The organism is Streptomyces sp. P5F9, from assembly GCF_057961495.1.
In genome coordinates this window covers 1-14,628 of the sequence record NZ_JBXVPZ010000005.1, presented here as the reverse complement: position 1 = coordinate 14,628, position 14,628 = coordinate 1, and the positions used below count along the sequence as shown (strand labels likewise).

The following is a 14,628-nucleotide window of genomic DNA, read 5'->3' as shown; positions in this document are numbered from 1 at the left end:
CGCCCCCTCCTGCCGTTAGGGTGGCGGGGTTCGTACCGGACGATGTGGTCCGGTTTCGGCCCACGTTGAGAAGGTTCTTCGGGCTATGCGCATTGGTGTCCTCACGTCCGGCGGCGACTGCCCCGGCCTGAACGCCGTCATCCGGTCCGTCGTGCACCGCGCCGTCGTGGACCACGGCGACGAGGTCATCGGCTTCCGGGACGGCTGGAAGGGCCTCCTGGAGTGCGACTACCTCAAGCTCGACCTCGACGCGGTGAGCGGCATCCTCGCTCGCGGCGGCACCATTCTCGGCTCCTCCCGCGTCCAGCCCTCCCAGCTCCGGGACGGCGTCGAGCGGGCCAAGGGCCATGTCGAGGAGCTCGGCCTCGATGCGATCATCCCGATCGGCGGCGAGGGCACGCTCAAGGCGGCCAAGCTGATGTACGACGCCGGTCTCCCGATCGTCGGCGTCCCCAAGACCATCGACAACGACATCGCGGTCACGGACGTCACCTTCGGCTTCGACACGGCCGTAGGTGTCGCCACGGAAGCCCTCGACCGGCTCAAGACGACCGCCGAGTCCCACCAGCGCGTCCTCGTCGTGGAGGTCATGGGCCGCCACACCGGCTGGATCGCGCTCCACTCCGGCATGGCGGCCGGCGCGCACGCCATCGTCGTACCTGAACGGCCCTTCGACATCGAGGAGTTGGCGGCGCGGGTCGGCGAACGCTTCGAAGCGGGCAAGCGGTTCGCGATCGTTGTCGCCGCTGAGGGTGCCAAGCCGCGGGCAGGGTCCATGGACTTCGACGAGGGCAAGAAGGATGTCTACGGGCACGAGCGCTTCGCGGGGATCGCGCGGCAGCTGTCCATCGAGCTGGAGGAACGGCTCGGCAAGGAAGCGCGGCCGGTGATTCTCGGGCATGTGCAGCGTGGGGGTACTCCTACCGCGTACGACCGTGTGCTTGCCACCCGGTTTGGGTGGCATGCGGTGGAGGCCGCGCATCGGGGGGAGTTCGGGAAGATGACCGCGCTTCGGGGGACCGACATTGTGATGGTGTCGTTGGCGGATGCGGTGGAGACCCTGAAGACTGTGCCCGCTGATCGGTATGAAGAGGCTGAGTGCGTGCTCTGAACGCCGTGAGGTAGTTCGTCGGGTGCGGGTGTGTGGGGGCTGGTCGCGCCCACGCGGCGGAGCCGCAAATGTGACAGCCCCGCGCCCCTTAGGGGGTTCCGCTGGCCCCGGTCGTAGAAGTGGCCGGGGGCAGTTCTACCCTGGTGCGGACAGACGACGCACAACCCCACGAATCAGGAGCCGTTCGATGGATCACGGCGGGCACGGTATGACCATGGATCTGCCGCCGTTCACCTTTGCGCGCGGGCTTGAGTGGTCGGCCGACCCGTTCTTCCTCATCGCCTGCCTGGCCGGGCTCGGGCTGTACGGCTGGGGGGTCGTGCGGTTGCGGCGGCGGGGGGACTCGTGGCCTGTGGGGCGGACGATCTCTTTCGTCATCGGTGTGCTGACCATCGGGCTGGTGATGTGCACCAAGCTCAACGACTACGGAATGGTCATGTTCAGCGTGCACATGGTGCAGCACATGGTCATCAGCATGTTGACGCCGATCCTGTTGTTGCTCGGTGCCCCGATCACGCTGGCGTTGCGTGCGCTGCCGCCGGCGGCCCGGGGTCGCAAAGGGCCCCGTGAGCTGCTGCTGATGTTCCTGCACAGCCGGTACATGAAGATCATCACGCATCCCGCGTTCACGATCCCGCTGTTCATCGCGAGCCTGTACGCGCTGTACTTCACGCCGATCTTCGATTTCCTGATGGGGTCGAAGACCGGGCACATCGCGATGATGGTGCACTTCCTCGCCGTGGGTGTGGTGTTCTTCTGGCCGATCATGGGTGTGGATCCGGGGCCGAACCGGCCCGGTTATCTGATGCGGATGCTGGAGTTGTTCGCCGGGATGCCGTTCCACGCGTTCTTCGGCATCGCGTTGATGATGGCGTCGGAGCCGATGGTCGAGACGTTCAAGAACCCGCCCGCCTCGCTCGGCATCGACGCGCTCTCCGATCAGAACGCGGCCGGCGGTATCGCCTGGGCGTTCAGCGAGGTGCCGTCCGTGCTGGTGCTGGTCGCCCTGCTGTTCCAGTGGTACAGCTCGGAACAGCGGCAGGCCAAGCGCCAGGACCGGGCCGCCGACCGGGACGGCGACAAGGAACTTGAGGCGTACAACGCCTATTTGGCCTCATTGAACACACGAAGCAATTGAACACATGCGGCAACTGAACGGAAATTTCGTTCAGTAGCATAAGCGCGATGGGGGAACCGCCACCGGGGGGAGCGGTAATGACATGTCGTGCTGTTGTGCGAAGGACCGGAATTCCGGTGATCCGCAGGATCGCCGTGCTGCTCGTCTGTGTCCTGGCCGTGAGTGGGTTGAGCGCATGCGGCGGGGGCGCACATATGTTCGCCGTGAAGGCGGTCGCCGCCGGAGTTCCGTCGCTCGCGTCTTTCTTCGACGAGAAACAGGGACTGGGGCAGGACGCCGAGGTCCGATCGGTGCCCGTGCAGGGCAGTTTGCAGCAGGGGGACACGCCTGGTCTGTACGGGGGCACCAAGAAGCCGACCATCTGTGACGTGGCGAAACTCAAGAGGTTTCTGACCGATCCCGCGAACCATCAGAAGGCGGTCGCCTGGTCGGGTGTGCTGGGTATCACCACGGACCAGATACCGGCTTATCTGAACCGGCTCACACCCGTGCTCCTGCGTCACGACACTCTCGTACAGAACCACGACTACAAAAAGGGAAAGGCCACGCCCTACAACTCCCTTCTCCAGGCGGGAATCGCGATTCTCGTCGACGAGCAGGGGGAACCCGCAGCGAAGTGCTCGTGCGGAAATCCACTGCGCCCCTTCAAGGGCGACGCGAGCCGAATTTCCGTCAAGTTCGCGGACGGCAACAAGAAGTGGAACGGATATCACGCGTCCTCGGTCGTGGCCGTACGTCCGGCGCCGCGGAAGGTGGAGGGGCTCGCCCTCGTCGACGTCGACGATCCCGACATCGGCATCACGCGTCGGGTCGGTACGACGGGCACGCACGACACCACCTTCGACACCCGGAAGCAGCACGCTGTGCCCAACCTCGCGGGGATGACCTTCGGAGCGGCGCGGCAGCGACTGGTGAGCAGTGGTCTGGCCGTGGGGTACGGCGGGAGTGCGCTGCCGTCCGACGACGCGCACGTCACGGCGAGCGATCCGCCGGCCGGGACCGAGCTGCGGTTCGGGGAGTACGTGACGTTGAGCGTGGCCGGTGGGACGAGTGGAGGTGCTGCTTCCACTCCCCCGGTTCCGACGACGTCCGGGCCCACGCTGGCTCCCCCGACGTCCAAGGCACCGCCTTCGACGTCCGCACCAGCATCGCCCACGTCCTCGCCACCGCCTTCGTCGCCACCGCCGTCCGTGCCCCCGAGCGACCCGCCGCCGTCGAGCAGTTCGCCTACGACCAGTTCGCCCTTGGTGGTGTCCCACTCGCCCTCCACGAGCGCACCGGTCACCAGCAGCGTCCCGGTGACGAGTGCTCCCGTGACGAGCAGCGCGCCCGTCACCGCCAGCGCCTCCGTGACGACCGGCACGCCCACCGCCGCCACCACCACCGCCACCGCCACCACCGAGACGTGACGCGGACCCGGAAGGAGGAGTCCGGATGCCACAGGGATCGCCGACCTCGGGAGTGGGCCGGGTCATCGCCGGTCGTTATCTCCTGCTGAACCGGCTGGGCAGTGGCGGGATGGGACATGTGTGGCTCGCACATGACCAGCGGCTGGCCTGTGAAGTCGCGCTCAAGGAGATCGTGTTCAGCAACCCGGCCTCCGCCGACGCCGAGCGGGAGGCCCGGGTGGCGCGTGCCCGGGCCGAGGCGCGGAACGCGGCGGGGCTGCGCGGGCACCCACATGTGGTGACCGTCCATGACGTGCTGGAGCACGAGGGGCTGCCCTGGATCGTCATGGAGTACGTGGCGGACGCCGTGGACCTGCGCGACATGGTCGGCCGGTACGGCTCCCTGGCCCCCGCCGAGTGCGCCCGTATCGGCCTCGCCGTACTCGACGCGCTGACCGCCGGGCATCAACGGGGCGTGATGCACCGGGACGTGAAACCGGCGAACATCCTGCTCGCGCCGGACCGCACCGGTTCGCCGTACGCCCGCGTCCTGCTCACCGACTACGGCATCTCGGTGCAGCCGGACGCCGGGGAGACGCGGTACACGCTGACGTCCGTGCTCGTCGGTACGGCGGGCTATCTGGCGCCGGAACGGGCCACGGGCGGGCCGCCGACCGCCGCGGCCGACCTGTTCTCGCTGGGCTGCACGCTGTACCACGCCGTCGAGGGCCACGGCCCCTTCATGCGCGAGACCCCGCTCGCGGAGATCACCGCGGTGGTCATGGAGGACCCGCTCCCCCCGGTCCGCGCGGGCGCCCTGGCCCCGGTGCTCCACGCGATGCTGGAGAAGGATCCGCTACGGCGGATTCCGGCGGCGGAGGCCGAGGCGGAGCTGGCGCGGATCGTGACGCCGCAGACGAAGGCGGAGGCGTACGCACGGACCCAGACCGACCTGGGCTCGCCGTCACCCTGGGAAGGGCAGGCGGCGCCTTTCACGCCGGGGCCGTCGGCTCCCTCGTCCTCCCCCACTGGCCGGCGCCGTCGCCCGCGTCCCCGGCTCCGCCAGGCCGTCCTCGCGGGCCTGCTCGGACTCGCCCTCGCCCTGGGTGGCGTCTGGTACGCCGTGGCCCACCAGTCGGCCGGCGACAACACGAGTACGAAGAAGGACAGTCCGCCGTACGGCACAGCCATCGGGCTCTCCGCGCCGCTCAAGGACGGCGACTGTGTCACCGCCGACTGGCCCGGTGGGAAGCGGTTCGGGGGGACGCCCCGGCTCGCCGTCGACTCCACCTGCCGTAACTCGGTGCCCGACGGTCAGGTGATGGCCTTCGTGTCCACCGCGTCGGCGGGTGAGGCACGCGAGGTCGGGGCGGGCCGGTGTGCGCAGCGGACGCAGGAGACGCGGGAGAAGCTCGCGGACGTGCGGGGCTTCGCCGTCGTACCGACCGACGCGGGTTTCGAGGCCGCCGGACATCGCACCGCGTGTCTGGTGCTGGGCGCGCACGGGCCGGTCTACGGGCCGCTCGGCGGTCGGCGCGCCCTCGGGTCGGCGTTCGCGGACATCTCGACCATGCAGCGGCGGGACTGCCTGGACGTGCCCTCGGACCGGGCCGCGAGCCTGGTCTCCTGCACCGGCAGGCACGACCAGGAAGTGCTCGGGTTCACCCGGTTGGGCGCGGGCGTCACGCTGGCCCGGGCCCGTACGGAATCGGACGCGGCGTGTGCCCGGGACGTCCCGCCGGCCGACTACGGCTTCGATCCGTCGGTCTACGAGGCGGCCTCCTGGACCGGCCGGGGACCGTGGAAGTCGGGCACGCATTTCGTCGTGTGCGCCGTTCGGAGGCAGAACGGGGGCACCATGGAGGGGGACGAACCATGAGGAGGGTGTTGCGATGCCCGGTTCCACGAAGACCATGGGGGTGATCACCGTCGGCGGTCTGGTGGTGGTGACGGCCTACACGGTGGCGCTCGGCAGTAACGGCTGGCTGTGGTTCGGCTGGGTCGTGCTCGGGCTGATCACCCTCGGGATGGTGGCCACGCGCAGCACCTGACGCCCGCTACGCCTCACTCCGGCGGCTCGCCGAGTGCACGCCCGGCTGGTACTTCGGCAGCCGGGCGGTGATCTTCATGCCCGCTCCTACGGCGGTCTCGATGACGAGGCCGTAGTCGTCGCCGTAGACCTGGCGGAGCCGGTCGTCGACGTTGGACAGGCCGATGCCGCCGGAGGGGCTGACCTCGCCCGCGAGGATGCGGCGCAGCAGGTCGGGGTCCATGCCGGCGCCGTCGTCCTCGATGACGACGAGTGCCTCGGCGCCCGCGTCCTGCGCGGTGATGCTGATGCGGCTCTTGTCGGCCTTGCCCTCCAGGCCGTGCTTGACGGCGTTCTCGACCAGCGGTTGCAGGCAGAGGAACGGGAGCGCGACCGGCAGTACCTCGGGGGCGATCTGCAGGGTCACCGAGAGCCGTTCGCCGAAGCGGGCGCGGACGAGCGCCAAGTAGTGGTCGATGGCGTGGAGTTCGTCGGCGAGGGTGGTGAAGTCGCCGTGCCTGCGGAACGAGTAGCGGGTGAAGTCGGCGAATTCCAGGAGGAGTTCGCGGGCCCGCTCGGGGTCGGTGCGGACGAACGAGACGATCACCGCGAGCGAGTTGAAGATGAAGTGCGGGGAGATCTGCGCCCGAAGTGCCTTGATCTCGGCCTCGATCAGGCGGGTACGGGACTGGTCCAGATCCGCCAACTCAAGTTGCACGGAGACCCAGCGGGCCACCTCTCCGGCGGCTCGGACGAGGACGGCGGACTCGCGCGGTGCGCAGGCGACGAGCGCGCCGTGGACCCGGTCGTCGACGGTGAGCGGGGCGACCACCGCCCAGCGCAACGGGCAGTCGGGGGCGTCGCAGGTGAGCCGGAACGCCTCGCCGCGGCCGGTCTCCAGAGGGCCCGCGAGCCGTTCCATGATCTCGGTCCGGTGATGGTCGCCGATGCCGTCCCAGGCGAGGACCTGCTTCTGGTCGGTGAGGCACAGCGCGTCGGTGCCCAGCAGCGTGCGCAGTCTGCGGGCCGAGCGGCGGGCCGTCTCCTCGGTGAGGCCGGCGCGCAGCGGGGGCGCTGCGAGGGACGCGGTGTGCAGGGTCTGGAAGGTGGCGTGCTCGACCGGGGTGCCGAGCCCGCCGAGGCTCTCGGGCCGTGCGGTGCGCCGCCCGAGCCAGAAACCGGCGGCGAGCAGCGGGAGTACGGCGACGCAGAGGCCGGCCAGGAATCCGCTCATGCGGCCATCTCCGTAAGGGAGTTGGGCGATCCGCTCACGGTGATGCCGGGACCGCCCGTGGGTGTCGTCACGCCTTCACCTCCGCCCGTAGTTCCTCCGGCAGATGGAACCGCGCCAGGATCGCCGCCGTTCCCGTCGGTACCCGGCCCGGGGTGGCCAGGGACACCAGCACCATGGTGAGGAACCCCAGCGGCACCGACCAGAGCGCGGGCCAGGCGAGCAGCGCGTGCAGGGGCCCGGTGCCGGGGAAGCCCGCCATGGTCGCGGCCACCGCGACGAACGCCGACCCGCCGCCCACCAGCATCCCGGCCGCCGCGCCGGGCGGGGTGAGCCGCGTCCACCAGATGCCGAGGACCAGCAACGGGCAGAAGGAGGACGCCGATACGGCGAACGCGAGCCCCACGGCGTCGGCGACGGGCAGCCCGCCGACGAGGACGCTCGCCACCAGCGGTACGGCCATGGCGAGGACCGTGCCGAGTCTGAAGTGCCGTACCCCGCGCGACGGGAGGACGTCCTGGGTGAGGACGCCGGCGACGGCCATGGTCAGTCCCGACGCGGTGGACAGGAACGCGGCGAAGGCGCCGCCCGCGACCAGCGCGCCGAGCAGATCGCCGCCGACTCCGCCGATCATGCGGTCGGGGAGCAGGAGGACGGCCGCGTCCGCGTCGCCCGTGATGGTGAGTTCGGGGGTGTACAGGCGGCCGAGGGCGCCGTAGACGGGCGGGAGGAGGTAGAAGGCGCCGATCAGGCCGAGGACGGCGACCGTGGTGCGGCGGGCGGCGACTCCGTGCGGGCTGGTGTAGAAGCGGACGACGACGTGCGGCAGGCCCATGGTGCCGAGGAAGGTGGCGAGGATGAGGCCGTACGTCGCGTACAGCGGGCGTTCCTCGCGGCCGGCGGCGAGGGAGGTCGACATGCCGTCGTTGGTACCCCGGTCGGCTACGGGGACGCGGGCGCCCTTGGCGAAGGTGAGGCGGGTGCCGCGCTCGATGTGGTGGGTGCCGGTGGGGAGTTGGAGCTTCGCGCCGTCATGTGTGTGGCCGTCGACCGTGCCGGTCACCGTGACCGTGAGGGGGCGGTCGAGCCTGAGGTCGAGTGTCTCGTCGACCCGAACTGCCCGTTGTTCGCGGAACGTTGCCGGTTCCTCGAAGGCGTGGCGGGGTGCTCCGTCGCTCTGCCAGGCGAGGACCAGGAAGAGGGCGGGGACGAGCAGCGCGGTGAGCTTCAGCCAGTACTGGAAGGCCTGCACGAAGGTGATGCTGCGCATGCCTCCGGCCGCGACGGTGGCGACCACGACGACCGCCACGATCAGCCCGCCGAGCGAGTCGGGCGCGCCGGTGAGGACGGTCAACGTGAGCCCCGCGCCTTGGAGTTGGGGCAGCAGGTACAGCCAGCCGACACCGACGACGAAGGCTCCCGCGAGGCGTCGTACGGCGTGCGAGGCGAGGCGGGCCTCGGCGAAGTCGGGGAGGGTGTAGGCGCCGGAACGGCGCAGGGGGGCGGCGACGAACAGCAGCAGCACCAGGTATCCGGCCGTGTAGCCGACCGGGTACCAGAGCATGTCGGGGCCCTGGACGAGGACCAGGCCGGCGATGCCCAGGAATGAGGCCGCGGAGAGGTATTCGCCGCTGATGGCGGCCGCGTTGAGGCGGGGGCCGACGGTGCGGGAGGCGACGTAGAAGTCGGACGTGGTGCGGGAGATACGCAGGCCGAAGGCGCCGACGAGGACCGTGACCACGACGACGAGGGCGACGGCCGGTACGGCATAGCTGGAGTTCATCGGTCCTCGACGAGGCGCACGAAGTCGCGTTCGTTGCGTTCGGCGCGGCGCACGTACCAGAGGGCGAGGAGGACGAGCGGGGCGTAGAGGCAGAAGCCGAGGACGAGCCATTCGAGGCGGTGGGAGCCCGGGGTCGCCGCGAAGACGAGGGGCAGGGGGCCGACCAGGAGCACGAGGACCGCGAACACCGTGAGGGCGGCGCGGAGTTCGGCATCGGGGTCGGGGGCCGGTGAGCGGTCGCGCAGGAGGGTCACGACGTCGTAGCGGGACTGGAGGACGGTCGCGATGTGCGGGTCCGTGAGGTGGCCGGCGTAGGCCTCCTCGATGCGTTCGGCGGCGCGGGCGCGGACGACTCGGGGGGTGGGGTCGACGCCGTCGAAGGACGTGTACGGGAAGAGGGCCTTGGCCGTTTCCGGGAAGTGGGCGTCGCCGGTGCCGACGTCGAGCCAGCTCTCCGGTTCGGGGAGGAGCCGGAGGATCGCGCGGGCCAGCGCGCGGTGGCGGCGGCGCGCGTCGAGGGTGCTGACGCGCGTGCTGACGCGGGTGCGCAGGCTGTTCATGGGCGGCTCCCGGAGACGTACGACAAAACGGTGCAAAGCGATACGTACGGGATCCAGATCTTGAGGGCAAGGACGTCCGGGGCGCGTGGTGGCCATGTGGCGCTGTCGCGTTCGATCGCTGCCGGTACTGTTCGGCGAATGAGCTCGCTTAATCTCGACGACTTCACCGATCTGATCGAGCGCCCCGACGGCGGTGTGCGCCGTGACGCGGAGGCGCGCCGCGAACGTCAGATCGTGCCGCCCGGGTCGCTGGGGCGACTCGACGACCTGGGTGAGTGGCTGGCGGCGGCGCAGGGCGCCGTGCCGGTGCGGCCGGTCGAACGGCCGCGTGCGGTGTTGTTCGCGGGCGACCACGGGGTCGCCGAACTCGGCGTCTCGGCCCGGCCGGCGGGCAGCGCCGGGGAGTTGGTGCGGTCGGTGCTGGAGGGCGGCAGCCCGGCGGCGGTGCTCGCGCGGCGGCTCGGGGTGCCGGTGCGGATCGTGGACATGGGCCTGGACTGCGACCCCGGCTCGCTGCCGGACGCGGTCGTGAAGCACCGCGTCCGGCGGGGCAGCGGGCGTATCGACATCGAGGACGCGCTGACGCTGGAGGAGGCGACGGCCGCGTTCGAGGCGGGCATCGCCGTCGCGAACGAGGAGGCCGACTCCGGTACGGATCTGGTGGTTCTCGGCGATGTGAGCGTCGGCGGTACGACGCCTGCCTCCGTGCTGATCGCGGCGCTGTGCGGCACCGATGCCTCTGTGGTCACCGGGCGCGGCGGGCTCGCGATCGACGACCTCGCGTGGATGCGCAAGTGCGCGGCGATCCGGGACGCGCTGCGGCGGGCCCGGCCCGTGCTCGGCGACCAGTTGCAGCTCCTCGCGACCGTGGGCGGCGCCGACCTCGCCGCGATGACCGGGTTCCTGCTGCAGAGTGCCGTACGGAAGCTGCCGGTGATCCTGGACGGCGTTGTCGCCGCCGCGTGCGCGCTGGTGGGCCAGCGGGTCGCGTTCCGGGCACCGGACTGGTGGCTGGCCGGGCAGAACAGCGGCGAACCGGGCCAGGCGAAGGCGCTCGACCGGATGGCCCTGGAACCGCTCCTCGACCACGGCGTGACCGTCGGCGAGGGCGCGGGCGCGCTGCTCGCACTGCCGCTCGTGCAGGCCGCGGCGGCACTGGCCGCCGAACTCCCCCTGAAGCCGGAGGAGTTGGAGCAGGCGGAGGGAGCGTCGGCGGAGGCGGAAGAGTCGGCGGAGCCTTCCGCGACCCCCGAAGCGGCGACTGAAGCGGCAGCTGAGCCGGAGCGGGCCGCGGGGTTGGAGAAGGCAGCGGAGCCAGAGAAGGCGGCGGGGTCGGAACAGGCCGCTGAACCGCACCAGGCCGCGGAGCCGGAAGCGGCCGCGGGCCCGGAGAAGGCCGATGCCCCGGCCGAGGCCGAGAAGCCGACCGACGCGTAGCAGCCGACCTGCGCCGAGAACCGACCGAGACCGAGAACCCGACCGGGCTCCGAGAAGCCGACCGGCACACAGCAGCTGGTCGACGTACGGCAGCCGGTCGATGTACGGCAGGCGGCCGGGGTCGACAAGTCGGTCGGCCAGGGGCGGGAAGTCCGAGGAGTGACCGGGGCGTGATCGTTGCGGCGGCGGATAAGAACCGTTCGCCGCGACAACGCCCATATGATCCTCCTTCATGGGAGATGTCCGGGTCGGGCCCGTTCAGGAACGTCACAGCTCAGGCGCCTCGCGGCGGGCCGCGGCCTTCGCCGTCTGGTATCTGCGGGCCGTCGCGTTCATCAACTTCCTCAGCGCGGCGTGGGTTTCGCTGGGGCAGGACGTACGACGGCACAACCAGGAGAACTTCTTCACGCCGTATCTGCTGACGGCAGGCTTCGCGTCCGGGGTGTTCACGGCGTTCCTCGCCATCACCATGCGGCGCCGCAAACGCGCCGCGTGGATCCTGAACCTGGTGGTCAGCGGGCTGTTCCTGGCGCTGTTCGGGTTCGCCATGTCGTTCCAGGAGATCCGCCAGTACCCGCAGAACTGGATCTCCCTGGTGCTGACCGCGGCCTTCGTCGGCGCACTCCTCGTGGGGCGGCGGGAGTTCTACGCGAAGGGCGACCGGTCCAACCCCCGGCTCGCCGCCGTCGTCGCCGTCGGCGGGACCCTGGCCGCCTCACTGCTCGCCGCGCTGCTGGTGACGGTCACCAACCAGGCGCACGACGCGTCCCGTTCGACGTTCGTGGAGCGCTGGCGCTACGGCGCGTTCCGGCTGGTGTCCATCGCCGCGCCGGAGAATCGCTTCCCCGGCATCTGGACCCCGAACTGGGTCAACGTCGTCATCAACGTGCTCAGCACGGTCCTGGTCCTCGCGGTCTTCTACGCCGCGTTCCGCTCCCGGCGTGCCGTCGACCCGCTCACCGAGGACGACGAGAAGAAGCTGCGGGCGCTCCTGGAGCGGCAGGGCGAGCGGGACTCGCTCGGGTACTTCGCGCTGCGCCGGGAGAAGAGCGTGGTGTGGTCGCCGACCGGCAAGGCGGCCGTCGCGTACCGGGTCGTGGGCGGGGTGTCGCTGGCCTCCGGCGACCCGATCGGCGACCCGGAGGCGTGGCCCGGCGCGATCGAGCCCTGGCTGGCGGAAGCGCGCGTTCACGGGTGGATTCCGGCCGTCATGGGCGCGAGCGAGGAGGCGGGCACCGTCTACGCACGGCATGGCCTCGACGCCCTCGAACTCGGGGACGAAGCCCTCGTCGAGGTGGCCGAGTTCACCCTTGAGGGGCGGGCCATGCGAACCGTCCGGCAGGCCTACAACCGGGTGAAGCGCGCCGGTTACACCGTACGCATCCGCCGCCACGAGGACATTCCGGCCGAGGAGATGGCGTACCTGCTGAAGCGGGCGGACGACTGGCGGGACGGGGCCACCGAGCGCGGGTTCAGCATGGCGCTGGGACGGCTCGGGGACCCGGACGACGGGCGGTGCGTGATGCTCGAATGCACCGACGGCGAAGGCGAGTTGAGGGCGGTGCTGTCCTTCGTCCCGTGGGGCCCGCACGGGCTGTCGCTCGACCTGATGCGCCGGGACCGCGACTCCGACAACGGGCTGATGGAGTTCATGGTCATCGAACTCCTGCGCCGCGCCCAGGAGATCGGCATCACCCAGGTCTCGCTCAACTTCGCCATGTTCCGCTCGGTCTTCGAACGTGGGGCGCGGATCGGTGCCGGGCCGGTGCTGCGGCTGTGGAGGTCACTCCTCAGCTTCTTCTCGCGCTGGTGGCAGATCGAGTCGCTGTACCGCGCCAACGCCAAGTACCGGCCCATCTGGGAACCCCGGTTCCTGCTCTTCGAGAAGAGCGCGGACCTGCTGCGCATCGGCCTCGCGGCGGCGCGGGCGGAAGGGTTTTTGGAGGCGCCGGGGCTGCCTAAGTGGCTGCACCGCAAGCACCTGGAGACGCACAGATGAACCGCCTCGCCCGCTGGGCCCGCGCCGAATGGGGACTGCTCTACGTCACCGTGCGCGAGCCGCTGCTGAAGCGGCGCCGGCGGGCGATCCCGATGACGATCGGCGCGGTGCTGCTGACCGCGTCGCTCCAGTTCGTGCAGAACCAGTCGTGGGGCTACCAGTTCGTGCAGGACACGGGTGCGGTACGGGCCGTGGACCCCCTCTGGCTGGCCCTCCTCCGCACCCCGCTCTCCCTCTTCGTCCCGGCCCTGGACCTCCCCGTGTGGGGCGCCCTCGCCCAGATCCTCTTCGTGTTCGGCATCGCGGAGATCTGCCTCGGCCGCCGGCGCACCCTGGTCATCGCGTACGCCGCGACGCTCGCCGGCACGCTGTACGCGCGGCTGGGCATCTGGCTCGGCTTCGACAACCCGTTCGGACTGCCCAGCTCGGACCGGCTGGTCGTGGACACGGGTCCTTCCGCGGCGGTGGTCGGCCTCGCGGTGTTCGTCGCGTGGCGCTACGGCGCGTACGTCACGGCCCTCGCGGTGACCGCGGCGATAGCGATCGAGGTGATGCTGAAGGGCAACCTCGCGGGCAAGGAGCATCTGGCGGCGATCATCGCGGTGGGGTTGTTGTGTCTGGCGTCGGCGCTACGGCATCGCAGGCGAGGTGCCAGGTAGGCGGGGCCGGGTGTGCTCAGCGGTGCCCGGGTAGCCGTACCGGCTCCGGGTCCGGTTTTCCGCCGATCCAGTCCTGGACGGCTCGGCGCGGGCCCGCCCAGCGGCGGTCGTGGTGGTAGGCGCGGAGGGTGGAACGGGCTCGGGCCCGGTGGCGGCGCCTGCGGTAGAAGCGCTTGGCCCAGGGGGAACCCGGGCGGGCCAGGCGGATCGCGCCGACGAGGGCGACCAGCGGGACCAGCACGCCGAAGACCGCCGTGCGGGCCTTGCCCTTGCTCAGGGCGATGAGGGAGAAGAGGAAGTTGACCGCGACGCTCACGATCACGCCGGCGCGGTCGTGGAGTTCGGCGGCTGTGAGGTCGTTGACGCCGAAGGGCGAGAAACCGGCGAGCACGAAGCCGACCAGGGCCGCCGTGAGCACCACCGCCTCGACGCTCTTGCGGCCCGCCTCGGTCCAGTACACGTCGTCGAGGTAGAGGATCAGCGCGAACTCGTCCAGCACCAGGCCCGCGCCCATGCCGAAGACGATCGCGAACACCGCCGATCCGACGCCGTAGCGCGTGCTGGCCACCGCGCCGAAGCCGCCGATCACGGTGAGGACCACGCCCGGGACGACGTGGTGGATGTGCACGTCGCCGGCCTTGATGTTGCCGAAGGGGCCCTTGCCGGCGCGGATCAGGCGGGTGACGACCCGGGTGATGAGGAAGGTCAGGACGAAGGCGGTCAGCGCGAGGAGGAGCGGGAGTTTGCCCGGCTCGACGATGTTGCGGTGTAGCCAATGTCCCATATGGGCACTTTAGCTACGGCCGCGGAGGGTGCCCTGCTGACCGCCGGGTAATCTGCGCCGGTGTCCAAGACCCCGCCCTTCGACGGCCTCCGCTTCGCGTTCGGCACGCTGACTGTTCTCCCGGTCACGGTGACCCGCTGGGATCGGGATGCCGCGCGCGCCGGGATGCTGGCGGCGCCGGTCGTGGGGGTGGTCGTCGGGGGCTGTGCTGCGGGGCTTGGGCTGCTGCTTCTGTTCCTGGGGGCGAGTCCGCTGCTTGCCGCCGTCGGAAGCGTCGCCGTGCCTGCCGTTCTTACGCGCGGGCTGCATCTGGATGGGCTTGCGGATACCGCCGATGGGCTTGGTAGCGGGAAACCCGCCGAGGACGCGCTGCGGATCATGAAGCAGTCGGACATCGGGCCGTTCGGGGTGCTCGCTCTTGTCTTCGTGCTGCTGGCTCAGGTGGCTGCGCTGTCTCAGCTCTACGGCGACTCTTGGGCTCGGGGGGCGGTCGGGGCCGTTGTTTCGGG

13 protein-coding genes are annotated in these 14,628 nt (G+C 70.6%); 9 read left to right on the top strand and 4 right to left on the bottom strand.

Annotated elements, in window-relative coordinates:
• The first annotated feature begins 85 nt into the window (after window positions 1-85).
• The 5 genes from AC31A1_RS01785 (at window position 86) to AC31A1_RS01765 (ending at window position 5,688) form a co-directional block, all read left to right on the top strand.
• On the top strand, window positions 86-1,111 hold the full coding sequence (locus AC31A1_RS01785) for a 6-phosphofructokinase (RefSeq protein WP_393753713.1): 1,026 nt from the start codon (window positions 86-88) through the stop codon (window positions 1,109-1,111).
• Between the two features lie 187 nt (window positions 1,112-1,298).
• Window positions 1,299-2,249, top strand: coding sequence for a cytochrome c oxidase assembly protein (locus AC31A1_RS01780; RefSeq protein WP_489651458.1), 951 nt, complete (start codon window positions 1,299-1,301; stop codon window positions 2,247-2,249).
• A gap of 116 nt (window positions 2,250-2,365) precedes the next feature.
• Window positions 2,366-3,658 carry a DUF6777 domain-containing protein gene (locus AC31A1_RS01775; protein ID WP_489651457.1) on the top strand — a complete coding sequence of 431 codons (1,293 nt, stop codon included), beginning with the start codon at window positions 2,366-2,368 and terminating at the stop codon, window positions 3,656-3,658.
• A gap of 25 nt (window positions 3,659-3,683) precedes the next feature.
• On the top strand, window positions 3,684-5,516 hold the full coding sequence (locus AC31A1_RS01770; RefSeq protein ID WP_489651456.1) for a serine/threonine-protein kinase: 1,833 nt from the start codon (window positions 3,684-3,686) through the stop codon (window positions 5,514-5,516).
• Window positions 5,517-5,529: 13 nt separating this feature from the next.
• Window positions 5,530-5,688, top strand: coding sequence for a hypothetical protein (locus tag AC31A1_RS01765; protein ID WP_019070924.1), 159 nt, complete (start codon window positions 5,530-5,532; stop codon window positions 5,686-5,688).
• A 6-nt stretch (window positions 5,689-5,694) separates the two neighbouring features.
• On the opposite strand, the gene AC31A1_RS01760 is transcribed toward AC31A1_RS01765, so the two are convergent.
• The 3 genes from AC31A1_RS01760 to AC31A1_RS01750 form a co-directional block, all read right to left on the bottom strand.
• Window positions 5,695-6,900 carry a sensor histidine kinase gene (locus AC31A1_RS01760; protein ID WP_489651455.1) on the bottom strand — a complete coding sequence of 402 codons (1,206 nt, stop codon included), beginning with the start codon at window positions 6,898-6,900 and terminating at the stop codon, window positions 5,695-5,697.
• A 67-nt stretch (window positions 6,901-6,967) separates the two neighbouring features.
• Window positions 6,968-8,680, bottom strand: a complete 1,713-nt coding sequence (locus AC31A1_RS01755; RefSeq protein ID WP_489651454.1) for a sodium/solute symporter — start codon at window positions 8,678-8,680, stop codon at window positions 6,968-6,970.
• A complete protein-coding gene (locus AC31A1_RS01750) occupies window positions 8,677-9,240 on the bottom strand; it encodes a methyltransferase domain-containing protein (RefSeq protein ID WP_489651453.1) in 564 nt (187 codons plus the stop codon). Before AC31A1_RS01750 ends, AC31A1_RS01755 begins: the two co-directional genes overlap by 4 nt.
• Before the next feature lie 138 nt (window positions 9,241-9,378).
• On the opposite strand from AC31A1_RS01750, the gene cobT reads away from it, so the two are divergent.
• The 3 genes from cobT to AC31A1_RS01735 all read left to right on the top strand — a co-directional run bounded on the left by cobT (window position 9,379) and on the right by AC31A1_RS01735 (window position 13,335).
• Entirely contained in the window at window positions 9,379-10,677 is a 1,299-nt protein-coding gene (gene cobT, locus AC31A1_RS01745; protein ID WP_489651452.1) for a nicotinate-nucleotide--dimethylbenzimidazole phosphoribosyltransferase, read from the top strand.
• A 232-nt stretch (window positions 10,678-10,909) separates the two neighbouring features.
• Window positions 10,910-12,676: a phosphatidylglycerol lysyltransferase domain-containing protein gene (locus tag AC31A1_RS01740; protein WP_489651451.1), complete on the top strand. Its 1,767-nt coding sequence runs from the start codon at window positions 10,910-10,912 to the stop codon at window positions 12,674-12,676.
• Window positions 12,673-13,335 (top strand): hypothetical protein, encoded by a 663-nt coding sequence (locus AC31A1_RS01735; RefSeq protein WP_489651450.1) that lies wholly within the window; start codon window positions 12,673-12,675, stop codon window positions 13,333-13,335. The genes AC31A1_RS01740 and AC31A1_RS01735 overlap by 4 nt, the downstream gene beginning before the upstream one ends.
• Before the next feature lie 16 nt (window positions 13,336-13,351).
• Here the strand turns inward: AC31A1_RS01735 and AC31A1_RS01730 are convergent, their stop codons facing one another.
• The gene (locus AC31A1_RS01730; RefSeq protein WP_489651449.1) at window positions 13,352-14,119 is read right to left on the bottom strand and encodes a hypothetical protein; all 768 of its coding nucleotides are present in this window, start codon (window positions 14,117-14,119) and stop codon (window positions 13,352-13,354) included.
• Window positions 14,120-14,179: 60 nt separating this feature from the next.
• Between AC31A1_RS01730 and AC31A1_RS01725 the strand changes: the two genes are divergently transcribed.
• Window positions 14,180-14,628 (top strand): adenosylcobinamide-GDP ribazoletransferase (locus AC31A1_RS01725; protein ID WP_489651448.1); only part of this gene is annotated, 449 nt, incomplete at its 3' end.

Coding starts and splice junctions, on each gene's coding strand:
- AC31A1_RS01785 (WP_393753713.1), top strand. CDS start 86: ATGCGCATTGGTGTCCTCACGTCCGGCGGCGACTGCCCCGGCCTGAAC.
- AC31A1_RS01780 (WP_489651458.1), top strand. CDS start 1,299: ATGGATCACGGCGGGCACGGTATGACCATGGATCTGCCGCCGTTCACC.
- AC31A1_RS01770 (WP_489651456.1), top strand. CDS start 3,684: ATGCCACAGGGATCGCCGACCTCGGGAGTGGGCCGGGTCATCGCCGGT.
- AC31A1_RS01765 (WP_019070924.1), top strand. CDS start 5,530: ATGCCCGGTTCCACGAAGACCATGGGGGTGATCACCGTCGGCGGTCTG.
- AC31A1_RS01760 (WP_489651455.1), bottom strand. CDS start 6,900: ATGAGCGGATTCCTGGCCGGCCTCTGCGTCGCCGTACTCCCGCTGCTC.
- AC31A1_RS01755 (WP_489651454.1), bottom strand. CDS start 8,680: ATGAACTCCAGCTATGCCGTACCGGCCGTCGCCCTCGTCGTCGTGGTC.
- AC31A1_RS01750 (WP_489651453.1), bottom strand. CDS start 9,240: ATGAACAGCCTGCGCACCCGCGTCAGCACGCGCGTCAGCACCCTCGAC.
- cobT (WP_489651452.1), top strand. CDS start 9,379: ATGAGCTCGCTTAATCTCGACGACTTCACCGATCTGATCGAGCGCCCC.
- AC31A1_RS01740 (WP_489651451.1), top strand. CDS start 10,910: ATGGGAGATGTCCGGGTCGGGCCCGTTCAGGAACGTCACAGCTCAGGC.
- AC31A1_RS01735 (WP_489651450.1), top strand. CDS start 12,673: ATGAACCGCCTCGCCCGCTGGGCCCGCGCCGAATGGGGACTGCTCTAC.
- AC31A1_RS01730 (WP_489651449.1), bottom strand. CDS start 14,119: ATGGGACATTGGCTACACCGCAACATCGTCGAGCCGGGCAAACTCCCG.